This is a genomic window from Pseudomonas sp. efr-133-TYG-23 (genome assembly GCF_030209215.1).
Taxonomy (GTDB): Bacteria; Pseudomonadota; Gammaproteobacteria; order Pseudomonadales; family Pseudomonadaceae; genus Aquipseudomonas; species Aquipseudomonas rhodesiae.
Genome location: NZ_JARVSL010000020.1, coordinates 199,259 through 224,259, shown reverse-complemented (window position 1 = coordinate 224,259; position 25,001 = coordinate 199,259). Strand labels below are relative to the sequence as shown.

General features: G+C 61.2%; 15 protein-coding genes. 6 read left to right on the top strand and 9 right to left on the bottom strand.

Annotated features, from left to right (window positions below; translation table 11 throughout):
• Nucleotides 1-15 precede the first annotated feature (15 nt).
• Entirely contained in the window at nucleotides 16-2,202 is a 2,187-nt protein-coding gene (locus tag QRN41_RS14335; RefSeq protein WP_167418316.1) for a GAF domain-containing hybrid sensor histidine kinase/response regulator, read from the top strand.
• A gap of 8 nt (nucleotides 2,203-2,210) precedes the next feature.
• On the opposite strand, the gene QRN41_RS14330 is transcribed toward QRN41_RS14335, so the two are convergent.
• The 4 genes from QRN41_RS14330 to QRN41_RS14315 all read right to left on the bottom strand — a co-directional run bounded on the left by QRN41_RS14330 (nucleotide 2,211) and on the right by QRN41_RS14315 (nucleotide 11,149).
• Nucleotides 2,211-3,377, bottom strand: coding sequence for a GGDEF domain-containing protein (locus QRN41_RS14330; protein ID WP_034137984.1), 1,167 nt, complete (start codon nucleotides 3,375-3,377; stop codon nucleotides 2,211-2,213).
• 139 nt (nucleotides 3,378-3,516) lie between these two features.
• Nucleotides 3,517-5,748, bottom strand: coding sequence for a 1,4-alpha-glucan branching protein GlgB (gene glgB / locus QRN41_RS14325; RefSeq protein ID WP_034137983.1), 2,232 nt, complete (start codon nucleotides 5,746-5,748; stop codon nucleotides 3,517-3,519).
• A complete protein-coding gene (gene treS, locus QRN41_RS14320) occupies nucleotides 5,745-9,092 on the bottom strand; it encodes a maltose alpha-D-glucosyltransferase (protein WP_167418317.1) in 3,348 nt (1,115 codons plus the stop codon). Before treS ends, glgB begins: the two co-directional genes overlap by 4 nt.
• 71 nt (nucleotides 9,093-9,163) lie before the next feature.
• Nucleotides 9,164-11,149 (bottom strand): alpha-1,4-glucan--maltose-1-phosphate maltosyltransferase, encoded by a 1,986-nt coding sequence (locus QRN41_RS14315; protein ID WP_034097159.1) that lies wholly within the window; start codon nucleotides 11,147-11,149, stop codon nucleotides 9,164-9,166.
• A gap of 202 nt (nucleotides 11,150-11,351) precedes the next feature.
• Here QRN41_RS14315 and QRN41_RS14310 point away from each other — a divergent pair, with 202 nt between their 5' ends.
• Entirely contained in the window at nucleotides 11,352-11,528 is a 177-nt protein-coding gene (locus tag QRN41_RS14310; RefSeq protein WP_167418318.1) for a hypothetical protein, read from the top strand.
• A gap of 207 nt (nucleotides 11,529-11,735) precedes the next feature.
• Nucleotides 11,736-13,187: a M10 family metallopeptidase C-terminal domain-containing protein gene (locus QRN41_RS14305; protein ID WP_167418319.1), complete on the top strand. Its 1,452-nt coding sequence runs from the start codon at nucleotides 11,736-11,738 to the stop codon at nucleotides 13,185-13,187.
• A 59-nt stretch (nucleotides 13,188-13,246) separates the two neighbouring features.
• Here the strand turns inward: QRN41_RS14305 and QRN41_RS14300 are convergent, their stop codons facing one another.
• Entirely contained in the window at nucleotides 13,247-13,738 is a 492-nt protein-coding gene (locus tag QRN41_RS14300; RefSeq protein WP_034137981.1) for an MgtC/SapB family protein, read from the bottom strand.
• Nucleotides 13,739-13,860: 122 nt separating this feature from the next.
• On the opposite strand from QRN41_RS14300, the gene QRN41_RS14295 reads away from it, so the two are divergent.
• From QRN41_RS14295 to mapR, 3 genes are all read left to right on the top strand, one after another.
• A complete protein-coding gene (locus tag QRN41_RS14295) occupies nucleotides 13,861-14,100 on the top strand; it encodes a DUF3203 family protein (RefSeq protein WP_034137980.1) in 240 nt (79 codons plus the stop codon).
• Between the two features lie 184 nt (nucleotides 14,101-14,284).
• A complete protein-coding gene (gene ccoG / locus QRN41_RS14290; RefSeq protein ID WP_167418320.1) occupies nucleotides 14,285-15,694 on the top strand; it encodes a cytochrome c oxidase accessory protein CcoG in 1,410 nt (469 codons plus the stop codon).
• Nucleotides 15,695-15,785: 91 nt separating this feature from the next.
• Nucleotides 15,786-17,195, top strand: coding sequence for a GntR family transcriptional regulator MpaR (gene mapR / locus QRN41_RS14285; RefSeq protein WP_167418321.1), 1,410 nt, complete (start codon nucleotides 15,786-15,788; stop codon nucleotides 17,193-17,195).
• Nucleotides 17,196-17,317: 122 nt separating this feature from the next.
• On the opposite strand, the gene QRN41_RS14280 is transcribed toward mapR, so the two are convergent.
• The 4 genes from QRN41_RS14280 to QRN41_RS14265 form a co-directional block, all read right to left on the bottom strand.
• Nucleotides 17,318-18,064, bottom strand: coding sequence for an SDR family oxidoreductase (locus QRN41_RS14280; RefSeq protein ID WP_034097153.1), 747 nt, complete (start codon nucleotides 18,062-18,064; stop codon nucleotides 17,318-17,320).
• A 56-nt stretch (nucleotides 18,065-18,120) separates the two neighbouring features.
• Entirely contained in the window at nucleotides 18,121-20,217 is a 2,097-nt protein-coding gene (locus QRN41_RS14275; RefSeq protein ID WP_167418322.1) for a putative bifunctional diguanylate cyclase/phosphodiesterase, read from the bottom strand.
• A gap of 171 nt (nucleotides 20,218-20,388) precedes the next feature.
• Nucleotides 20,389-21,840, bottom strand: a complete 1,452-nt coding sequence (locus QRN41_RS14270) for an efflux transporter outer membrane subunit (RefSeq protein WP_123479710.1) — start codon at nucleotides 21,838-21,840, stop codon at nucleotides 20,389-20,391.
• Nucleotides 21,837-24,944: an efflux RND transporter permease subunit gene (locus QRN41_RS14265; protein ID WP_123479709.1), complete on the bottom strand. Its 3,108-nt coding sequence runs from the start codon at nucleotides 24,942-24,944 to the stop codon at nucleotides 21,837-21,839. Before QRN41_RS14265 ends, QRN41_RS14270 begins: the two co-directional genes overlap by 4 nt.
• Nucleotides 24,945-25,001 lie beyond the last annotated feature (57 nt).

Below are 25,001 nucleotides of genomic sequence, written 5' to 3'. Positions count from 1 at the left end.
CAAGGTGTGACCCCGATGATGAATTGGCTGCAAAGCAGCAGCGACATGGCCGAACAGGTTCGTCAGCATGATTGGGCAAGTACGCCCCTGGGGCCATTGGAGCAGTGGCCGGATGTCTTGAAGACCACCGTTGCGCTGTGTTTCGCGTCGAGTTTCCCTCAGGCAATCGTCTGGGGGCCGCAACTGATCACGCTCTACAACGATGCGTTTATTCCGATCCTGGGCAACAAGCCCTACGCTCTGGGCCGTCCGTTCAGCGAAATCTGGAGCGAGGTGTGGGACGAAGTGCGTCCCATCGCCAACGCGGCCTTCGAGGGACATGCCACCTATATCGAGAATTTCCCGCTGGTGATCGAACGCGGGCCCGCACCGGAACAGGCGTATTTCACGTTCTGCTACAGCCCGATCCGCGATCCGCGAGGCAAAGTGGTCGGCATGCTCGATACCGTCACCGAAACCACCGCCACGGTGTTTCACGCGCGCCGCCTGGCGTTGCTGGACGCCATCGGCAACGCGGTGGCCAACGCCAACGACGCCCAGGCGATCATGACTGACACCACCCGCCTGCTGGCCGAGCACTTGCAGGTGAGCAATTGCGCCTACGCCGATATGGATGCCGATGAAGATGGCTTCACCATCCGCGACAACTGGACCGCCCCCGGCTCGCCGAGCATCGTCGGTCGTTATAGCCTTGCGGCGTTCGGTGAGCGCGCGGTCAAGTGCCTACGCGCCGGTGAGCCGCTGGTGATCCACAACAACTTGCGCGAATTGCCGCCCCACGAGGCTGAGCAATTCCAGACGCTGGGGGTGACCGCCACCATCTGCATGCCGCTGATCCGTAACGGCCGCCTTACCGCCCTGATGGCGGTGCATGACAAAGTTGCGCGGCCGTGGTCGCACTACGACCTGGCGGTGCTGCGGGAAGTCACCGAGCGCTCCTGGGCCTATATCGAGCGCGTGCGTGCCGATGCCGATGTGCGCGCCGGCCTGGCCGCCTACGCCGAACTCAACACCACCCTGGAGCAGCGCGTCGAAGAACGCACCCTGGCGCTGGCCCAGACCGAAGCCGCCCTGCGCCAATCGCAGAAGCTGGAGGCCATCGGCCAGTTAACCGGGGGTGTGGCCCACGACTTCAATAACCTGCTGACCATCATCCGCTCCTCGGTGGATTTTCTGCGCCAGCCAGGACTCTCTGATGAACGCCGCCAGCGTTACATGGGCGCGGTCTCGGACACCGTCGAGCGCGCCAGCAAGTTGACCAGCCAGTTGCTCGCTTTCGCTCGGCGCCAACCGCTGAACCCGGAAGTCTTCGATGTAGGCCAGCGCGTGCAAAATATTGGCGAAATGCTCGAAAGCGTCACCGGTGCGCGCATCCAGGTGCGGGTGGAGTTACCGACGCAGCCGTGTTTTGCGCGGATTGATTCAAGCCAGTTCGAAACCGCGCTGATCAACATCGCCCTCAATGCCCGGGACGCCATGGACGGTCATGGCACCCTGACCTTGCGGGTGACCGGTCAACAGCCCCTGCCGCGCATACGCGGCGAGACCGGTTCGCGCCAGCCGCATATCGCCATTGCCCTGGCCGATACCGGCCCCGGCATTCCCAGCGACACCGTCGAGCGCATCTTCGAACCGTTTTTCACCACCAAGGCCGTGGGCAAAGGCACGGGATTGGGGCTGTCCCAAGTGTTCGGCTTCGCCAAGCAGTCGGGAGGCAATATCGATGTGGCCAGCACCCTGGGCCAGGGCTCGGTGTTTACCCTGTACCTGCCGCAGGTCGCGGCCCAGGACTCGGCACAGCGCAGCCCACAGGACGAACCGGCAACTGTGCATGACACCACGCAATGCCATGTGTTGATCGTGGAAGACAATCTGGAGGTGGGGCGCTTTGCCAGCCAGATCCTGCAGGATCTGGGCTACCAGACCACGTGGGCTACCGATGCCGAACACGCCCTGCGCCTGGCGGGTCCGCAGGCGTTGGCCTTCGATGCGGTTTTTTCGGACGTGGTGATGCCTGGCATGACCGGCGTGGCCATGGCCAAGGAGCTGCGCCAACGTCGTGCCGACCTGCCGGTGGTATTGACCTCCGGCTATAGCGAGGAGCTGGCTGACAGCGGCTACGAAGGCTTTGAGTTCCTGCCCAAGCCCTACTCGGCCGACCAGGTCTCGCGGGTACTGATCAAGGCAATACTCCGGGACTGAGCCGCGCCTTACTCCGCCAGCGCCACTTGGTTACGACCCTGGGCCTTGGCCCGATACAGCGCTTTATCCGCCATGTTCATCAGGCCGTGCAGGTCTTGGTCGTGATCATGGGTGGAGGCTAGACCGAGACTGGCCGACAAGCCCTTGACCGGCTCGGCAGCCAACCCGGAGATCGCCTTGATCAGTTGTTCGGCAATCGCGCGTGCAGTGTCCAGAGAGGTATTGGGCAGCAACACCGCGAATTCTTCGCCGCCCAGGCGGCCATACACGTCGGCCTGACGGAACGAGGCACTGATCACCCCGCCGATCTGGCGTAACACCTGATCGCCGGCCTGGTGACCGTAGGTGTCGTTGATCTGTTTAAAGTGATCCATGTCCAGCATCAGCGCACATAGCGGTTGCTGGTTATGCCTGCATTGCGCGTACAGCACCTGGGCACGCTCGAAAAATGCACGGCGGTTCATCAGCCCGGTCAATTCATCGGTTTGTGCGGCGCGGGTGGAAATGGTGTGGGCACGCTCCATTTGCCGGGTCAGGCGAAAGGCTTTCTCCAGCGCCTCGGACAATTTGCGCGTAGCGCTAAATACAAAGGTAGAAAACACCAGAACCGCGATGGCGACCCCCACTTGCATCGACGAGGGTTGCCACAACAGCCACAGGGTGCAAGGCATCAGCACCAGGCTGATGGACGTCACGGTCATGGCGCGATAAGCCGAATAACACGACACCGCGCTGACCGACATGCCCACGGTAAACAACATGACCAGCACCTGGGACAGTCGATCATCGGTGGGGATCAGCGCAAATGCGCCCGCCCCCCAGATACCGGCCGACAGCACCAAAGTGATCCAGTAACGCCGTTCCCAGCGCTCCGGCGTGCGCTCGCTGTTGGGGCAGCGGAACCATTCCATGAACATCTTTATGCGCAGCAGTGACGAAACGCCCAGCGTCACCAGCCATACCAGCATGATGCGCTGATCCAGACGGTCCCAGCACAGCCAGCAGAGCATGGCGGCGGCCAGGTAGCTGCCGAAAATCGCGGCAAACGACTGCCGGAACAGCTGGTGCAGCCGATCGGTGCGCACGTGCTGTTCGATAACGTCATCCTGGTCCTGCCCACGCCCAAGGCCATTCATGAAATTCGCCTGATCCGACTGCCGCGACAAAGGCGCCATTGTGGCATCCTGCCAGCAATCTGAACAACTGAATCGGCCTAGTTAGAGCGGTTGTTTGAGGGGCGATGCCAAACCACGCCAGACATAACGACAAAGGGCGATCATTGCAGATCGCCCCCCATTCGCCAGCCGCTTATGCTCAGTCCGGGCGCAGAATCAGCACGCCCAGCGGCGGCAGATTCAACGACAGCGACACCGGCTGCCCGTGACGCGGTTCCTCCTGGGTGAACACTTCACCACCGTTGCCGAAATTGGAGCCGGCGTAGGTGTCGGCGTCAGTGTTGATCACCTCGCTCCAGCGCCCGGCAAACGGCACACCTACGGCGTATTGTTCGCGAGGCACCGGGGTGAAGTTGGCCACCACCAGCACCGGTTTGCCGTCCTTGCTCCAGCGCAGCCAGGCGTAGACGCTGTTGATCGCATCGTCACCGATCAGCCATTGGAAGCCCTGGGGCGCGTCGTCCTGTTCGTGCAGGGCCGGTTCTTCGCGGTACAGGCGGTTCAAGTCGCCCACCAGTTTTTGCACACCTTGGTGTTCCTGGTATTGCAGCAAGTACCAGTCCAGTTGCTGGTCGTGGTTCCACTCGCGCCACTGGCCGAATTCGCAGCCCATAAACAGCAATTTCTTACCCGGGTGCATCCACATAAACGCCAGGTAGGCGCGCAGGTTGGCGAACTTCTGCCAACGGTCGCCGGGCATTTTGTCGATCAACGAATGCTTGCCGTGCACCACTTCATCGTGGGAGATCGGCAGGATAAACCGCTCGGACCAGGCATACACCAGGCCGAAACTCAGCTCGTTGTGGTGATGGGCGCGGTACACCGGGTCCTGCTGGATGTAATGCAGCGAATCGTGCATCCAGCCCATGTTCCATTTGTAGTTGAAGCCCAGGCCGCCTTGCTGGGTTGGCTGGCTGACACCGGGCCAGGCGGTGGATTCTTCAGCGATCACCAGGGCGCCCGGCGCCTCCAGTGCCACCACATCGTTCAAATGGCGCAGAAAATCGATGGCTTCCAGGTTCTCGCGACCGCCATGGCGGTTGGGCACCCATTCGCCGGCTTTGCGCGAATAGTCGCGGTAGAGCATCGATGCCACCGCATCCACCCGCAGGCCATCGACATGGAAGTGCTTGAGCCAGTGCAGTGCTGAGGCCAGCATAAAGCCGTGCACCTCGGTGCGGCCCAGGTTGTAGATCAGCGTATCCCAGTCCTGGTGGAAGCCTTCCAGCGGGTTGGCGTATTCGTACAGCGCGGTGCCGTCGAACTGGGCCAGGCCGTGAGTATCGGTGGGAAAGTGCGCCGGCACCCAGTCGAGGATCACACCGATATCGGCTTGATGGCAGGCATTGACAAAGTAGGCAAAGTCTTCGGGCGAGCCGAAGCGCGCACTTGGGGCGAACTGCGACAGGGCCTGATACCCCCAGGACCCTCCAAATGGGTGTTCCATGATCGGCATCAGCTCGATATGAGTGAAGCCCAGTTGCTGCACATAAGGAATCAAGCGCTCGGCCAATTCGCGCCAGCTGTACTGGCGGGCCACTTCACCGGCTTCGTCCAACTCGCATTGCCAGGAGCCGACGTGCAGTTCATAGATCGACAGCGGCGCGGTGGATTTCTGCTTGTCGGCGCGGGCCTGCATCCAATCGTGGTCCTGCCAGTCCACTTGCAACGGCGCGGCGACTTTCGAGGCGGTGTCCGGCGGCAGTTGGGTGGCCAGCGCCATCGGGTCGGCCTTGAGCGGCAAAATGCCGTGGGCGCCGAGAATCTCGTATTTGTAAGCGGCACCCGGTTGCAGGCGTGGGATAAAGATCTCCCACACACCGGAAGGATGGCGCAGGCGCATCGGATGCCGACGGCCGTCCCAAATATTGAAGTCGCCCACCACCGACACACGCCGTGCGTTTGGCGCCCATACGGCAAAGCGCACGCCTTGCACGCCGTCGACGCTGGTGACCTGAGCGCCCAGGCAACTGCCCAGGTCGCGGTGATTGCCCTCTGCAAACAGGTACAAGTCCATCTCGCCCAGCAGCAGTTGGCTGAAGCTGTAGGGGTCTTCGGTGATCTGCTCACCGCCGGCCCACTGGATCTTCAATAAGTAAGGCTGGCGCGTCGCAAAGTGCCCGACAAACAAACCCGGCACTTGGGTCGCGTCGAGGCTACCGAGGGTTTCGCCGCCATCGCGGCTCAACACCTGCACGCTCAACGCTTCGGGCAGGAACGCGCGAATAAATTGGCCGCCCTGCTCGTCGTCATGGGGCCCGAGAATCGAAAACGGGTCGTGGTGCTCGGCGCGCACCAGCGCTTCGACGTCCTTGGACGCCGGCATTGCAGTCAACTTAGGCTGCAGCGGTTCTTTATGTGTATAGCTCATGACGTCTCCCCACCGCGTGCAGTTTTGGATATAGGTGTAAGCCCGCTTAGCAGGCCGTGCAGCCCTTGCAGGGGCACCGGCAACCAGGTCGGGCGGTTTTCCGCTTCGTAGGCCACTTCGTACGCAGCCTTCTCCAGGCTGAACAACGTCAGCGCGGCGTCCTGGCCGTTGGCATCCTGCCAGTCATGCGCCAGTGTAGACGTAGCTTGCTGATAAGCCTGGATAAATACCTGGCGCGCTTCCTTCACATAGCGCTCGGTAACCCGTCGGCGTGCCTGCTCGGCTTGCGGCGACTGATCCACGCCTTGCAGATTCAAGGCCATGGCCGCTGCATAGTCGAAAGAACGCAGCACCCCGCTGACATCTTTGTACGGGCTGTGCTTGCCCCGTCGCTCATGCAGCGGTCGCGCCGGCTCGCCTTCGAAGTCGATCAAATAGGCATCGCCCTTGACCACCAGAACCTGCCCAAGGTGCAGATCGCCATGGACGCGAATGCGCAAGCCGCCCAAGGTGGCCTTTGCCAGGCTGTTCACATGGGTGGCAATGGCTTTTTTTTGCGCCAGCAATTCACTGACCAGCGCCTGATCGGCAGGGTTCAATTGGGTTTGATGCAGTTCCAGCAGTTGCAGCGCGCGGGTGATCTGCGCGCCCACATCCTTGGCCCAGGCCTGGGTGTCTTTGACACCGGTGACTTCGGGCTTGAAGTCTTTATTGGCGGTGGTGGCGCCCAGCACTTGGTGCATTTCCCCCAGGCGCTGGCCGAGCAGCGCGGCGAAATCGGCCAGCTCACCCAAGGCGTTGTAGTGCTGTTCCTGTTCGGACAGGGCTTCGGCCAGTTCGTCGCGGATTGCCCGTTCCAGATTGTTCTGGGTCCACGTCCAGGCATCGCCCTGATTGCTCAGGTAGCCCTGGGCAATCATCAGCAGATTGTCCTGGCCCTCGCTGTCATGACGCACCACCGCGCCCATCAACGGCGAGATATTGGCGTAACCGGCTGCGGTGAGGTACGCGCTCATCTCCAGTTCCGGATGCACACCGGCGCTGACTTTACGGATCAACTTGAGCACCAGGCTCTCACCCACCACCACCGAGCTGTTGGACTGCTCGGCGGACAGATAACGCACCGGGGACTCGTCGTTCAGTTGCAACGCAGCCAAGTGTTCGGTGGCGTCGAAACGCAACTCGCCGTCGCTGCTGGCCAAACGCGTGCCGGCCTGCAGGCCCTGGATCACCGCGCGAATAAAAGGCTCAAGGCTGAACGCGTCAGTCACCAAGCCCACCTGGCGCGCTCGGCGTACGCGGGCCATGGCCAATTGCTGGGGCAAGGCGCTGGTGAACTGGTCTTCGCCGAGGAAGCCGAACGGCAACTGGTAACGACTGACCTGCCCACCGGCACTCACCTCCAGTTCGCTGAGCAACACCGGATGCTCGGCGTCGCCGAACCGCACGCCATAGGCAATCCGCACGCTATCGATGGCCGTGTCCTTGCCGGCGAACCAACGCCGCTTGGGCAGCCAGGCCGGTAGTGAGGTCTGTTCCAGGGTGGTGCGACAAGGTGCTTCGAGCAGTTCTTCCATGCGTTTTTTCAATACCAATGTGGTGAAGTCGGGCATGCTTTGCGCCGGTTCCACATGCCAGCTGGGCATCTGGTTTTCCGCCGCCAGCACAAACCAATAGAAGCCGTAAGGCGCCAAGGTCAGCAGGAAATTTAGCTGACCAATAGGCGGGAAGGCGTTACCGCCGAGCATCTCCACGGGGACCATGCCAGCAAAGCCCGACAGGTCCAGCTCGGCCGCCTGGGCGCTACGCGACACGTTAGCCACGCACAAAATGATCTCCGTGCGGCCATCGGCACCGGTGTATTCGCGGGTATACGCCAGAATGCGGCGATTGGCCGGCGAGAGCATTTTCAGGCTGCCGCGACCGAACGCTTTGGACTGCTTGCGTACTGCGAGCATGCGCCGGGTCCAGTTAAGCAGTGAGTGCGGGTCCTGGGTCTGGGTTTCCACATTCACCGACTGGTAGCCGTAGAGTGGGTCCATGATCGGCGGCAGCACCAGGCTGGCCGGATCGGCGCGGGAGAAACCGCCGTTGCGGTCGATGGACCACTGCATCGGTGTGCGCACGCCATCGCGGTCGCCCAGGTAGATGTTGTCGCCCATGCCGATTTCATCGCCGTAGTACAAGGTGGGCGTGCCCGGCATCGACAGCAGCAGGCTGTTGAGCAACTCTACGCGGCGACGGTCACGCTCCAACAGCGGCGCCAGACGGCGGCGGATACCCAGGTTGATCCGCGCGCGACGGTCGGCGGCGTAGTAATTCCACAGGTAGTCGCGCTCTTTGTCGGTGACCATTTCCAAGGTCAATTCATCGTGGTTGCGCAGGAAGATCGCCCATTGGCAATTGGCGGGGATTTCCGGGGTCTGGCGCAAGATATCGGTGATGGGAAAGCGATCTTCCTGGGCCAGGGCCATGTACATGCGCGGCATCAACGGGAAGTGAAAGGCCATATGGCATTCGTCGCCGTCATCGCCCTTTTTGTCACCGAAATACAGTTGGGTGTCTTCCGGCCATTGGTTGGCTTCGGCCAGCAGCATGCGGTCGGGGTAATTGGCGTCAATCTCGGCACGGATTTGCTTGAGCACCCCGTGGGTTTCTTCAAGGTTCTCGTTGTTGGTGCCGTCGCGCTCGATCAGGTAGGGGATGGCGTCCAGGCGCAGGCCGTCGATGCCCATGTCCAGCCAGTAGCGCATGACTTCCAGCACCGCTTTCATGACTTGCGGGTTGTCGAAGTTGAGGTCGGGCTGATGGGAATAAAAGCGATGCCAAAAGTACTGGCCGGCGACCGGGTCCCAGGTCCAGTTGGATTTTTCGGTGTCGAGGAAAATGATGCGGGTGCCGTCGTACTTCTGGTCGTCATCGGACCACACATAGAAATCCCGCGCCGCCGAACCGGGCTTGGCCTTGCGTGCGCGCTGGAACCAGGGGTGCTGGTCGGATGTATGGTTGATCACCAGTTCGGTGATCACTCGAAGGCCACGTTTGTGTGCTTCGGCGATAAAGCGCTTGGCGTCGGCCATGGTGCCGTAGTCGCTGTGGACACCGCGGTAGTCGGCAATGTCATAGCCGTCGTCGCGGCGTGGTGAAGGGTAGAACGGCAGCAGCCAGATGGTGTTCACGCCCAGGTCGGCGATGTAGTCGAGCTTGGCGATCAACCCAGGAAAATCGCCGATACCGTCATTATTGGAGTCGAAAAAGGATTTGACGTGAACCTGATAGATCACCGCGTCCTTGTACCAGAGCGGGTCTTTGATAAAGGTGGCAGCCTTGGGTTTCTTCGCCATTGGACACTCCTGAAACACTCGATAAATCGTGCAGACTCAACGTCGGAGGGGGGTTAGCCCCCTCTTCCCCATCAGGTGGTAATGCGCCAGATCCCGAACGGCATCTGCGGTTCCAGGCGCGTCCACTGGGTCTTGCCGTACCAGGTCCAACGATGGCCGTTCATCAGGTCTTCGCCCTGGGTTTGGGCATCGTCCGGCAGGCCCATCTCCCACAAGGGCAGCTCGAAATGAGCTTCCTGGGCGTTAAAAGGGTCCAGGTTGACCGCCACCAGAATGAAGTTGCTGCCGTCCTCGCTGCGTTTGCCGAAGTAGAGGATGTTGTCGTTCCACGCGTTGTAGATCTTCAAACCCAAGTGCGTGTGCAGCGCCGGGTTCTGGCGGCGGATGCGGTTGAGCTGGGCGATCTCGGCAATGATGTTGCCGGGCGCAGTGAAGTCGCGGGGGCGGATCTCGTATTTCTCCGAGTCCAGGTATTCCTCTTTGCCCGGCACCGGCGCGGCTTCGCACAGTTCAAACCCGGAATACATACCCCACAGGCCCGAGCCCATGGTCGCCAGCGCGGCGCGGATCAAAAAGCCCGGGCGTCCGGATTGATGCAGGAACGCGGGGTTGATGTCCGGCGTGTTGACGAAAAAGTTCGGGCGGTAGCACTCGCGCCATGGCGACTGGTTGAGCTGGGTGAAATACTCGCTCAACTCAGCCTTGGTGTTGCGCCAGGTGAAGTACGTGTAGCTCTGGGAATAGCCGACCTTGCCCAGGCGGGCCATCATCGCCGGCGTGGTAAAGGCTTCGGCGAGGAAAATCACCTCGGGGTACTTGGAACGCACATCGCTGATCAGCCATTGCCAGAACGGCAGCGGTTTGGTGTGGGGGTTGTCGACGCGAAAGGTCTTCACGCCCTCTTCCACCCAGCCCACCACGATATCGCGCAGCTCGGTCCACAGGCCAGGGATCGCATCGGCGGCATAAAAGTCGACGTTGACGATGTCCTGGTATTTCTTCGGCGGGTTTTCCGCGTACTTGATCGTGCCGTCCGGGCGCCAGTTGAACCAGCCCGGATGCTCCTTGAGCCACGGATGGTCCTGGGAGCATTGAATGGCAAAGTCCAGCGCGATTTCCAAGCCATGGTCGGCGGCGGCCTTGACCAGGCGGCGGAAGTCATCGCGGCTGCCCAACTGCGGGTGGATGGCTTCGTGGCCGCCCTCCTCGCTGCCGATGGCGTACGGGCTGCCGGGGTCGTCCGGGCCGGCGGTGAGCGAGTTGTTCCGGCCTTTGCGATGGCTACGGCCGATGGGGTGGATCGGCGGGAAGTACAGCACATCGAAGCCCATGTCGTGGATCATCGAAAGCCGCGCGTGTACATCGTTAAAGGTGCCGTGGCGTGCCGGATCATCGGTGATCGAACGGGGAAACAACTCGTACCAGCTGGCGAACTGCGCACGTTCGCGCTCGACGTCAATCGGGTACACCGTGCTGATGCTCAGGTAGGCGCGGTGGTCGGCCTGGGTCATCAGATGCGCACTGTCTTCGTGCAGAAACAACGCCACCTGCTCGGTTTCCAGCAGGCCGGACAGTTCGTGGTGCAACAGCATCAGGCGGTCGCGCAGCTCGTTGTCGCTACGCTCGGCGGCTTGCAGCACCAGGCTGCGACCTTCCTGCAACTCCAGGCTGACCGGTACGCCGGCTTCGTGTTTTTTGCGCAATTCGTAGCAGAAGCTGGCGAAGGTATCGATCCAGGCTTCGATGCAGTATTCATGGGGCCCCTGATGGGCCACCGTGAACGCGCCTTCCCAACCGTTGTTGCCGACATCGGTCATGACCACGCTGTGCCAGCTTTCGTCGCGTAGCGGGCGCCAGCGGATCAATACGGCCAATTTGTCATGGCCATCGGCAAACACTTTGCTGGTGACATTAATGCGCTGGCCTATCACCGCCTTGACCGCGAATTCGCCGCCGTCAATCACGGGGCTGGTGCTTTCGATCGCGATCCGGGGCAATAGCAGTGCCTGGGACAGCGGCAGTACGGCAGTGTCTGGAACCTGTGTTTCAGCAGTCATCGAGCATCTTCCCCTTACGCCCAGTGGACGCCCTTTGCTAGATCCGAATCCAATACGCCAGCACTCTCCCTGAGCGGTGACGCATAAGGTCCGAGCCTGTGCCTGGGTTAAAAGTTCAGGTGGATATGCCGCCATTGAGCGGGAATCAAATGCCCCTTGGGAATGTCCACCGCTAGAGCAAAGCACAAAGGAGGCCACACCGATGAATATCCCGATCCCGGCTGAAACCCCGGACCCGAATATCGACAAACCCACCCTGCCGCCCACCGAACCGGAACCGATTCCAGAAAAGGAACCGCCGGAAAACCAGCCACCGCCTGTCCAGGAACCGCCAACAACAATGCCACCGGTCATTGCCAGACCTTTTTCAACCGTTTGACGATGGTGGTAAGGCCGATAGTGGAGTTAAGCCTGTCTGACGGATGGGCTACTCCTTTCCCGGTGCTTTTGGTGATTCTTCCTGCGCCCCACCTAGATAACTCGCAACGCCTGTGATTTTGCCCATGCCTAAACTGCGACGCATGTGCACCGTAGTTGAGACGGCGCCAACGCCTATCTTCAAGCAACATTCACAGCAGGAGAATTCATGTCCATTAGCAGCGTTGGTTTACACGGCAGCCCGATCTACCAGAGGGTTGAGCAGTTCAAACATCGAGATGATCGTGGCGGGGACATCCAGCACAACGGCTTGCAGTCCAAATCAACCGAAGACGCTGTCAAACGACTCTGGCGTCATAGCCCAGGTTGGTCAGACAAGAATGGTGACGGCACCGTTAATGTGACTTACGAGTTTCGGTCCGCGCCAGACGACAAGAACACTCGGAAATTCGGCAAAACCGGGTTTACGCCTATCCTCGACAACCAGCGAAAACAAACCCGACTCAGCCTGCAATCCATTGAAGATGTGGCAAACATCAAGTTTACCCGCGGGCCCAAAACAGCTGACAGTGAAGGCCATATCAAGATCGGCAATTATGGCCAAAAGATTGACTCTAAAGGCTACCCTTATAAAGGCGAGCACCACTCTACCCTGCCCACCAGGAATCAGGCTGACGTTAACGTATGGTTTGTTGACACTGACAAAGAGAAATCAGTACCCCGAGCAGCGCTAGGTAATGCGGGTCGACACACCATTACTCATGAACTCGGTCATGCCATGGGGCTGAGCCACCCTGGCAATTACAATGGAAGTGGCGGTGACAAGCTCGGCGAATCAAATGTATCTCATCACGAAGACTCTCAGAGCCATTCCGGCATGAGTTACCGGGGAGAGCGCACCGGGCATCATAACCACCAGAAATTCCGTTCGTCAGCCCCGCAACTTGACGACATTGCTGCCTACCAAGCGAAATACGGCGCCAATTATGAAACCCGCAAGGATGACACCACCTACGGTTTCAACTCGAACACGGATCGAGACTTTCTGACGGTCAAAACCCCTCACGATAAAATGGTGGCGGCCATTTGGGACGGCGGGGGCAACGACACATTGGATTTTTCCGGGTACACGCAAGATCAGCAAATAAGCTTGAGGGAAGAAACCTTTTCTGACGTCGGCGGCCTTAAGGGGAATGTCGCGATTGCCAAAGGTGCTGTCATTGAAAACGCGATAGGCGGCAAGGGCAATGATTTGATAATAGGCAACGACGTCAACAACGAACTCAACGGCGGTGACGGTAACGACGTCATCTATGGCGGCAAAGGTGGCGACAGATTGTGGGGCGGCAAAGGTGCAGACACCTTTGTGTACGGCAGCGCGTCAGAATCCTTCGACGCTGGGCGCCAGGATCAGCGTTCGCACGACGAGATCATGGATTTCGAGAGTGGCAACGACAAGATCGACGTGTCGGGCATGCAGGTTCAGAACGGCGGCAAGCCGTTTACGTTCAAAAATTCCCCTGTTATCGAGTCTGGCGAAGCGTTTATCGACTACAACCCCGACACTCACCAAAGCACACTGTACGCCCGGCAAACAGACGGCCAGGTTCTGAAGGTCAGCGTAAACGGCAAACTGGAGCAGAGTGACGTGGTGCTGTAGCCCCAGCCGTCAACAGCGGCCTTGGTGGAAATGATTCGACGCCGCGTCCTTGGTGAAGGTTATTTTTCGAGCATCCGCACGATTCTTGGCATTACGCTGAACACCACCAACGCCAGCAACGTACTCAACACCGCCGTGGACTCACGCCCCATGCCCGCCGCCACGCCGATGGCGGCGGTCATCCATAGCCCGGCGGCGGTGGTCAGGCCTTTGACGTGCTGACCCTCTTCGTCTTCCTTACCTTTAAGAATGGTCCCGGCGCCGAGGAAACCAATCCCGGCAATCACCCCCTGCACCACCCGGCTCATGGCATCGGCCTGGTTGCCGGACATCTGCGGCACCAACACAAACAGCGCCGCGCCCATCGCCACCAGCATATGGGTGCGCACCCCGGCGGCCTTGCCCTTGTGCTCCCGTTCAAAACCGAGGATCCCGCCCAGCAGCGCAGCGATCAGCAGACGCACGGTGATCTGCGTGAGCTGTCTGGCATCGCCGAGATCGGCAAATTCGGCCTGCAGGGTCACCCATACTTCGTGCCACCAAGCGTCCATAAACCCTGTCCTTTATTGAGATGGATAATGGGTTGACAACGGCGACCGTCAGTCAGTTGCCTGGAACGCCGCGCGTGGGCATGCGCCCTAACGTTTATCAGCCTGATAAAAAGGAGAGCGCCATGCCAATCCGTATCGAAAACCGCACCTGTTTCTTCAAGGTCAACGATGAGGGCCGGGAATACAGCCTGCCCGCCGCTGAGGTCACCGTCAGCACTGACGTCCCCAGAGCCATGTCTTATGTGGACGTGGGCGCCGAGCGTGTCTACATCACCGAGCAGGAAGCCGACGCCCTCACCGTGGCCGGCGCCACCGATGGGCGTCAGCACAAGAAGGTCACCACGCCGGATTCGGCGATTTGACTGATCTGTATCTATTGACGCCGCAGAAGGCTGCACCCCGAGCGCAACGGGGTGCAGCACAATGTCGCAGGGCCGCGCCTGCAAGCGATCTGATCCGGTTTTTATCGTCATAGCTGAGTCTGTTATGCAAACAGCTCGCCGCGCATAGTCCATTGGCCTGATGGAGGCTGATGAGCGAACGACCATGAGCGAACGAATCCCCACCGTGGAAATCTTTGAGCCCGTGCACCCAAAGAAGGTGAAGGCCAAATCCAGCGACACCCTGATCCATACCCGCAGTTTCACCGGCTTGTTCCGCACCTTGCGTGTGCTGGGCGCAGGCTTTCTGTTCCTGGCCTTTTTCGGCACCGTGTGGCTGAACTGGGGCGGTCGGCAAGCCGTGCTGTGGGACTTGGCTGAAAGCAAGTTCCACATCTTTGGCGCGACGTTCTGGCCCCAGGACTTCATCCTGCTATCGGCGCTGTTGATCATCTGTGCCTTCGGCCTGTTTGCCATCACGGTCTTCGCTGGGCGGGTCTGGTGCGGCTACACCTGCCCGCAAAGCTCGTTCACCTGGCTGTTTATGTGGTGTGAAAAGGTCACCGAGGGCGAACGCAACCAACGCATCAAGCTGCAATCGGCGCCATGGAGTCTCAACAAGCTGGCGCGGCGCTCGGCCAAGCACACGCTGTGGCTGGGCATCAGCGTGCTGACCGGGCTGACGTTTGTCGGTTACTTCACCCCCATTCGCCCCCTCGCGGCGGAACTGCTGACCTGGCAAATGGGCGGCGTCAGCCTGTTCTGGGTGCTGTTTTTCACCGCCGCCACCTACCTCAATGCCGGTTGGTTGCGCGAAGCGGTGTGCATGCACATGTGCCCTTACGCACGGTTCCAGAGTGTGATGTTCGATAAAGACACCCTCACCATCTCTTACGACGCCGCCCGGGGCGAACACCGTGGGCCGCGCAAACGCGAGGTTAAACCGGCCGACGTCGGCCTGGGCGATTGCATCGATTGCCAGCTGTGCGTACAGGTGTGCCCGACCGGCATCGACATTCGCGACGGCCTGCAAATGGAGTGCATCGGCTGCGCGGCGTGCGTCGATGCCTGCGATTCGATCATGGACAAGATGGGCTACGCGCGCGGTTTGGTGCGCTACACCAGCGAACATCAACTGCAAGGCGGCAAGACTCACCTGCTAAGGCCGCGACTGATCGGCTACAGTGCCGTGCTGTTGGTGATGATCGCCGCGCTGGTGTTGGCCTTGGTGCAACGGCCGATGGTGTCGCTGGACGTGACCAAGGACCGGGGCATGTTTCGCGAAAACAGCCAGGGCTTGATTGAAAACATCTACAGTCTCAAGGTCATCAACAAGACCCAGCAGCGCCAGGATTATCGGCTGGAGCTGGTAGAGGCCGAGGGTTTCCAATTGCAAGGCAAGACCGGGATCAGCCTGGCGCCAGGGGAAATCGTGGATGTACCGGTGTCGGTGGCATTGCTGGCGGATAAACCGGCGAGCAGTTCGCAGACACTGCGCTTCAAAGTGACGGATGTGGACGAGCCGTGGGTGTACAGCGAGGCCGAGAGCCGCTTCGTCGCACCGCTCAACCGCTGAAACTTGGCTATCGAAAACGATGAAAGCCCAATGCGGGAGGGGGCTTGCCCCCGAGGGTATCTCTCCTACAAAAACCTTGTTTAAGGCCGCCATGAAACGCTACGAAAAATTCGCCGACGACATCGCTGAACTGATCCGCTCCGGCGTCCTCGGCCCCGGCCAACGCGTGCCGTCGGTGCGCTACGCGAGCCAGACCTACGGCGTCAGCCCATCCACGGTGTTCCAGGCGTATTACCTACTGGAGCGCCGCGGGCTGATCCGCGCGCGGCCGCGCTCCGGTTACTTCGTCAACACCCATGCGCCGAGCCCGTTTTCCGAGCCGGTGGTGACCGAACAGGTACACGAATCCACCGAGGTGGATGTGAGCGAGCTGGTGTTTTCGGTGCTCGACTCGATCAAGGACCCCACCACCGTGCCCTTCGGTTCGGCGTTCCCCAGCCCGATGCTGTTCCCGTTGCCGCGTCTGGCCCGTTCCCTGGCCAGCGCCAGCCGTGAGATGGACCCGCGCATGGTGGTCACCGACATGTCGCCGGGCAACCCGCAACTGCGCCGGCAAATTGCCCTGCGCTATATGGTCGGCGGCCTGATGCTGCCTATGGAAGAGTTGCTGATCACCAACGGCGCCCTGGAAGCGCTGAACCTGTGCCTGCAGGCCGTGACCGAGCCAGGCGATTTGGTGGCCATCGAGGCTCCGGCGTTTTATGCCTGCTTGCAGGTCTTGGAGCGTTTAAAACTCAAGGCGGTGGAGATCCCGGTGCACCCACGCGACGGCATCGATCTCAATGCCCTGGCGCAAAGCCTGGAGCGCTACCCGATCAAGGCCTGTTGGACCATGACCAGCTTCCAGAACCCCATGGGCGCCACCCTGCCTGAAGCCAAGAAACAAGCGCTGGTGGAACTGTTGCGCGGCCATCAGGTGCCCTTGATCGAAGACGATGTGTACGCCGAGTTGTACTACGGGCAGCACGCGCCCAAACCGGCCAAGGCGTTCGACACCGAGGGCCTGGTGATGCACTGCGGCTCGTTCGCCAAGAGCCTTGCACCGGGTTATCGCGTGGGCTGGGTCGCAGCCGGGCGCTATGCGCAGAAAGTCGAACGCTTGAAGCTGATGACCTCGTTGTGCCCGTCGATGCCGGCCCAGGCGGCAATTGCCGACTACCTGCAACACGGCGGCTACGACCGGCACCTGCGCAAATTGCGCTATGCCTTGGAAGAACAGCAAAGCGCCATGCTGGCCGCCATTGGCCGCTACTTCCCCGCGCAAACACGCGTCAGCCAACCGGCCGGCGGGTATTTCCTGTGGCTGGAACTGCCCGAGCAGACCGATTCGCTGAAGCTATTCCAGATGGCCCTGGCCCAAGGCATCAGCATCGCGCCGGGGCCGATTTTCTCGGCAACTCAACGTTTCAGAAATTGTATTCGCCTGAACTACGGTAGCCCGTGGACCGAGGCGTCGGAAAAAGCTATGGAAACGTTGGGGCGGATTGTGCGGTCGTTCTAAGTGATGGTGTTGCGCTTTCTGACGCCATCGGGGGCAAGCCCCCTCCCACATTTTGAGCTGTCAGTGCTCTCAAGTGTGGGAGGCGGCTTGCCCCCGATGGCGTCGGTGCGGGCACTGCATCCCTAGCGCCCACCCCCCAAATCCAGAAATGTCCCCGTGGCATAGGACGCCTTGTCCGACAGCAACCAGATAATCGCTTCGGCCACTTCATCCGGACGGCCGCCACGGGCCATCGGGATGCCAGACTCCAGTTTGCTGACTCGGTCCGGATCGCCGCTCAGGGCATGAAAGTCGGTGTAGATATAACCCGGGCGCACCGCATTGACGCGGATACCTTCACCGGCGACTTCTTTCGACAGGCCAATGGTGAAGGTGTCGAGCGCGCCCTTGGAGGCGGCATAGTCGACATATTCACCTGGCGAACCCAGGCGTGCCGCCACCGATGACACATTGACGATACTGCCGCCCTGCCCGCCATGCCGGGGCGACATGCGCAATAGCGCATGCTTGGCACACAGAATCGGGCCGAGCACGTTGGTCTTGAGCATTTTCAGGATGCGAAACTCCGACATCTCATCGACCCGGGATTTATGCCCCACGGTGCCGGCATTGTTCACCAGCGCAGTGACCCGGCCCAATTCGGTATCGACACGGTGGAACAGCGCGATCACTTCGTCTTCGATACTTACGTCCGCGCGCACCGCAATCGCCTGGGCGCCGAGGGCACGCACCTGTTCCAGCACGCGGTGGGCGGCCTCGTCGTCGGCCTGGTAGTTGATGCAGATGCGATACCCCTGACGCGCAGCCAGCAAGGCCGTCTCGGCGCCAATCCCGCGACTGCCCCCGGTGATGATGACGACTTTGTCCATGCCTGCTCTCTCCTGTTTCAACCTGTAGGTTTAATGGGTCGTGTCAAGAATAACCGTCACTCGCTGACCTTGTCAGGGGCGGCCGCCTCTTCGGCGCGGCGGATATTAGCCATAAAACCCTCGGCCGGCAGTGGATGCCCCAGCAGGTAACCTTGCAGCGAGTTACAACCCAGGCGCGTAAGAAAATCCTGCTGTTTATCGGTTTCCACGCCTTCGGCCACAATGCGCAGCCCCAGGGCCTGGCCGAGGGCAACGATGGCCGACACGATGGCGGCATCGTCGCCATCGTGCTCCAGATCGCGCACGAAGCCACGGTCGATTTTAAGTTCGTTGGCCGGCAAGCGCTTGAGGTACATCAAGCTGGAGTAACCGGTGCCGAAATCATCGATGGACAGGTCGACGCCCATGTCCGACAGCTGCTGCAACACGTTCATGCTCGCGTCGGCATCGCGCATGGCCGTGGTTTCGGTGATTTCCAGGGTCAGGCTGTTAGCCGGCAACTGGTGGCGTTCAAGCGCGGCAGCGACGCTGTTGACCAGCCCGGCATGGCAGAACTGCAACGCAGAAAGATTCACGGCGATGCGCCATTCTTCATACCCCTGCACGTACCACAGGCGCATCTGGCGGCAAGCTTCATTGAGCACCCATTCGCCGATGGGGATGATCAGCCCGGTTTTCTCCGCCAGTTCAATAAACGTCGCCGGCATCAACAGGCCCTGCTGCGGATGCTCCCAGCGCAATAACGCCTCGGCGCCCACCGCAATGCCGCTGGCCGCGTCGAACTTAGGCTGGTAGTACAAGCGAAATTGCTGCTGCTCCACGGCGTTGCGCAAGTCCTGCAACAGTTGCAGTTGCTTGCGCGCGTTGGTGTTCATCGACACATCGAAAAAGCTGTAGCCGTTCTTGCCCAAGCCCTTGGCGTGGTACATGGCGGCGTCGGCGTTCATCAACAATTCCTGGGGTGTGGCGCCGTTGCCGGGGAACAACGCGATACCGACGCTGGCGGAGATGTTCAGCTCATGCTCGGCCACCAGGAACGCCCTGTTGATCAGTTGTACCTGGCGCTCGGCCAGGCCGAGGGCATCGTCCGGCTGGTTCAGCTGCACCAACAGTACAAATTCGTCACCACCGATACGCGCCAGGGTGTCGTGGCTGCGCAGATCCTCGCGCAGGCGCAAGCCCACTTCGCGCAGCAATTGGTCGCCCAGGTGATGACCAAAGGCATCGTTGACCGGCTTGAAGCCATCCAGGTCGATAAACATCAGCGCAAAGCAACCGCCCTGCTCCTGCACCGCCTGCATGGCCTGTTGAATGCGGTCGGCGAGCAGGCTGCGATTGGGCAGGCCGGTGAGCATGTCGTGCAGAGCCAGGTGGGATAGTTCCTGGTTGGCCTGGGTGAGCGAATCGGCGAGCACCGCGGTGCGGGCTTCCAGGCGCGCGTCGAGCAACGAAGTCAGCAAAGCGATGGCTAGCACTGCCAGGGTAGTGACCAGCACCAGGTTATCCAGGCCATTGCCGCTCAACCCGTCCAGGGCGGCGCCGCAGTAGCTGGCATCGGCAAAGCTGGCGGCCGCCATCCCGGTGTAGTGCATGCCGACAATGGCAACGCCCATCACCACCGCGGCACCGCCCCGGAGCAGGCGCACATGCGGGGTGTTGCGCCGCAGGTTGAACGCAATCAGCAAGGCCGCGCCCGACGCCGCCACGGCGATCAACAACGACGCGCCAAACAACGTCGGGTCGTAGTCGATGCCGGGGGTCATGCGCATGGCGGCCATGCCGGTGTAGTGCATGCAGCTGATACCGGCCCCCATCACCAGCGCGCCGAACAGCAGTTGCCAGGCGGGCAACCGGGCCTGGCTGACCAGCCACAAGGCAAAGCCACTGGACAATACAGCGATCAACAGCGACAACGCAGTGATGCCCACGTCGAACCCCAGGGCAAACGGCAAGCGCAACGCGAGCATGCCGATAAAATGCATCGACCACACCCCCACCCCCATCGCCAACGCGCCGCCGACTATCCACAGGTAGACGGCCCGTCCCTGGGCGGTCGCGATGCGGCCGGCCAGGTCGAGTGCGGTGTAGGAAGCCAGAATCGCAACGAACAGCGAGATCACGACCAACGAAGGGGAATAGCTACCGATAAGCATGCAGAGTCTCGCGAGCTACGAGCTGGAACGCCCGTACCGAGTGGCAAAGCGGCGGATTGTAGCGATAAATATTCGGCGGCAGTTGAATAATTATCACAAGGCCATCATGGGCTTTTTGACGTCAATCCACCGGCTCAACATCGCCATCGGGCGCTGCACGCCCGCACTCTTCTAGTCGTTGGCGCTGATTTGGGTTTGCCCATCCCAGCCCCCGCCCAAGGCGGCGATCAGTTGCACACTGGCGACCAGGCGCGATTGCAGCAAGGTCAACACGCTGCGTTCGTTGCTCAGGGCGGTGGCCTGTACGGTGACCACGTCCAGGTAGGCTATCAGCCCCGCTTTGTACTGGTTCTCGGTCAGGCGCAGCGACTCGCGCGCCGCCGCCAATGCTTCGTTGCTGACCGCCGCTTCGTCCTCCAGCACCTTGAGTTGCACCATGTAGTTTTCCACTTCGCGGAAACCGTCCAGTACGGTCTGGCGGTACTTGGCCACGGTTTCGTCGTAGGACGCCACGGTGCGGTCGACCTCCGCCGAGCGCTGGCCACCGTCGAACAGGGTCATGGCCAGTTTCGGCCCCACCGACCAGAAGCGGTTGGGCAGGCTGATCCAGTCGGCATAGGTGCTGCTGGAATAGCCACCGGCCAGGCTCAGGGTCAGGTCCGGGTAGTACGCGGCCTTGGCCACCCCGATATTGGCATTGGCGGCGATCACCGCGCGCTCGGCCGAAGCAATGTCCGGGCGGCGCTCCAACAGCTGCGACGGTAGGCCCACCGGGATCTGCGGCAGTTGCGGAATGTCCTTGCTCACCGCCAGGCTGAAGTTGGCCGGCGCCTCGCCGATCAGTACCGCAATGGCGTTTTCCAGTTGGGCGCGCTGCCAGATGAGGTCGATCAGGCTGGCCTGGGTGGTCTTGAGCTGGGTTTGCGCCTGGGCCACCGCGTCCTTGCCGGACACGCCGGCGCGATACTGGTTTTCGGTCATTTGCAGGGAGCGTTGATAGGTGTCCAGGGTGGCTTGCAACAGCCGCGTCTGTTCATCCATCACCCGCAGTTGCAGGTAGCTTTGTACCAGTTCCGATTGCTGGCTCAGGCGCATCGCCGCCAAATCCGCCGAGCTGGCTTCGGCGCTGGCCTCGTTGGCCTCCAGGCCACGGCGCAACTTGCCCCAGACATCCGCCTCCCAGCTCACGCCTAACTGCGCGTTGAGGGTGTCGCGGATACCGCTGCTGGAACTGCTGAGGCTGGCACTGCTGCTGCCGGTGCCCTGGCTGGCGCGGGTCTTGCCCACGCTGAGGTCGACGCTGGGGTAGAACGCACCGCGGGAGCTGCGCACCAACGCCTGGGCCTGGCGAAAACGTGCCTCGGCCTGAGCCACGGTCTGGTTGGCATTATTGAGCCGAGCGACCAAGTCGTTGAGCTGACGGTCGCCATACAATTCCCACCAGGCGCCGCGGGCCAGCGCGTCGCTCGGCGCGGCCTGGCGCCAGCCTTGGGCTTGCTTGAACTGCGCGGGCTCGATGACCTCCGGGCGCTGGTAATCCGGGCCTATGGCGCAAGCGCTGAGCATCAGACCGCAGAGTGCCGCTGCCAACAGTTTTTGGGGGGCGTGGGTTGAATCGGTCATAGCGCAGTGTCCAGGGCGGCATCGGTCCGCACGCCGCGCCAGGCATTGAAGCGATGGCGCGCGCGGTCGAGGTAAAGGTAAACCACCGGGGTGGTGTAAAGAGTCAGGATCTGGCTGAACACCAGGCCGCCAATGATGGTAAGGCCCAAAGGTTGGCGCATTTCCGCGCCGTCGCCGGTGCCGAGCAGCAGCGGTAAAGCACCGAGAATCGCCGCCAGAGTGGTCATCAGGATCGGCCGCAGGCGCAGCAGGCAGGCGCTGCGGATCGATTCCAGCGGGCTCATGCCGTCATGGCGTTCCAGTTGCAGCGCCAGGTCGATCATCAGGATCGCGTTTTTCTTCACCACCCCGATCAGCAGAAACAGCCCCAATAACGAGATGAGGCTGAATTCGCCGCCCAGCAGGTAGATCGACAGCAGCGCGCCGACGCCAGCCGAGGGCAAGGTCGACAGGATGGTCAACGGGTGAATATAGCTTTCGTACAGAATCCCCAGCACCAGGTACACCGCCACCAGCGCGCCAAGAATCATGAAGGGTTGGCCCTTCTGCGTCGCCGCAAAGGCATCGGCGGTGCCGGCCATTTTGGCAATCACATCTTCCGGCAGCCCCACCTTGGCGATCGCCCGTTCAATGGCGGCCGTGCCCTGCTCTACCGTGAAACCAGGGGCGATGTCGAACGCTATGTTTTCCGAGGCAAACTGGCCCTCATGACTGACGCGGTCGTCCGCCAGGCTGTTTTCGTAATGGGCGATGGTGGACAACGGCACCCGCGCGCCGTCGGCCGTAATCACCTGCATCTGGTTCAGGGTGATCGGGTCCTGGGCATATTTGGGGTTGACCTCCATCACCACCTGGTACTGGTTGAGGCTATCGTAGATCGTGGAAATCTGCCGCTGACTGTAGGCGTTGTTCAGCACCCCTGTGACCATGTTCATGTCGATGCCCAGGCGCTTGGCCTGATCACGGTCGACGATCAGTGTCACTTGCGCCGCACCACGGCCTTCGCGCGCGTCGATGGCGGTCAGCTCCGGCAATTCACGCAATGCGGCAACCACTTTCGGGTACCACAGACGCAACGCGGCCAGGTCGCCGCTTTGCAGGATGTAGGAATACTGTGCGCTGGTCTGGTCGCGGCTGCCGCCGAATTGCAGGTCCTGGTCGGCCATCAGGAACAGGCGCCCGCCCGGCACCGGTGGCACGTTCTTGCGCAGACGCTCGATCACCGCCTGGGCCGAGACTTTGCGCTCGCCGATGGGCTTGAGCCGCACCAGCATCACCGCGTTGTTGGTGCCGTTGTTGCCACCGATAAAGCCGGCGACGCTGAGCACCGCCGGGTCCTTGAGCACCGCCTGACGGAAAATTTCCATCTTCGGCTGCATCACGCTGAACGACAGGCCGTCATCGCCGCGCACAAAGCCGATCAACTGCCCGGTGTCCTGCTGCGGCATAAAGGTTTTCGGCACCACGATATACAACGCCACATTGACGCCGATGGTCAGCAACAGGCTGAGCAAGGTCAGGCGCCGGTGGCGCAGCACCCAGTCCAGGCTGCGGGCGTAGCCGGCGACCATGCGCTCGTTGATCCTGTGGCTCCAGCGTTGCAAACCGGTCATATGGCCTTTGACATGGGGCTTGAGCCAACGCGCGCAGAGCATCGGCGTCAGGGTCAACGACACCACCAGCGAGACGATGATCGCCGCCGACAGGGTGATGGAAAACTCGCGGAACAGGTTGGTGACGATCCCGCCCATAAACAGGATCGACAGGAACACCGCCACCAGCGACACGTTCATCGACAAGAGCGTAAACCCGACTTCCTGGGCCCCCAGGTACGCCGCCTTCATCGGCGGCACGCCGTCATCGATGTGCCGGGAGATGTTCTCCAGCACCACGATGGCATCGTCCACCACCAGGCCAGTGGCCAGGATCAACGCCATCAACGAGAAGTTGTTCAACGAGAACCCGTACAAGTACATCACCGCAAAGGTGCCCACCAGCGACACCGGCACCGCCAGGGTCGGGATCAGCGAGGCGCGGAAATTGCCGAGGAACAGGTACACCACCAGGATCACCAGCCCCACCGCGATCAGTAGGGTCATCTCCGCTTCGTGCAGGGTGGCGGTGATCACCGGCGAGCGGTCCATGGCCAGGCTGAGCTTGACGCTGGACGGCAGCACCGCCTGCAGCGCCGGCAACTGTGCCTTGATCTGGCGCACGGTCTCGATAATGTTGGCCCCGGACTGGCGGTTGATCACCAGCAACACCGCCGCATCGTTGTTGAAGAAACCGCTGTTGTAGCGGTCTTCCACGCCGTCGCTGATCCTGGCCACATCGCCAAGACGCAAGGCCGCGCCGTTCTGGTAGCGAATCAGCAGCGGCTCGTAGTCCTTGGCCTTTTCCAGTTGGTCGTTGGCTTGGATCTGCCAGTTGCGCTCGCTGTCTTCCAGCGAGCCCTTGGGCCGGCGCTGGTTGGCATTGGCGATGGTGTTGCGCACATCGTCCAGGGCCACGCCGTACTGATCGAGAGCCTTGGGTTCGAGTTCAATGCGCACCGCCGGCAAGGAGCTGCCGCCGATCTGCACTTCACCCACGCCCGGCACCTGGGACAGGCTCTGGGACAGGATGGTGGAGGCCAGATCGTAGAGCTGGCCCTTCTGCAACACGTCCGAGGTCAGCGACAGCACCATGATCGGCGCTTGGGACGGGTTGATCTTCTTGTAGGTGGGCATGCTGCGCATGCCGCTGGGCAGCAGATTACGCGAGGCGTTGATGGCCGCCTGCACTTCACGCGCCGCGCCGTTGATATCGCGGTCGGAGTCGAAGGCCAGAATCACCCGGGTCGAGCCCTGACTGGAACTGCTGCTCATGGTGGTGATGCCGGCAATCGAGCCGAACGAACGCTCCAAGGGCGTGGCCACGGTGGACGCCATCACCTCGGGGCTCGCGCCAGGCAGGCTGGCCGACACCACGATTACCGGGAAGTCGATCTGCGGCAACGGCGATACCGGCAGCAGGTTGAAGCTCACTCCGCCGAGCAACATGATCGCCAGGCTCAGCAGCATGGTGGCTACCGGCCGGCGAATGAAAGGTCCGGACAGGTTCATGGGGGGGAGCTCCAAGCGGCAAGTTTCAAGCTACCTGCAAAAGACGTAGGCTGCCCC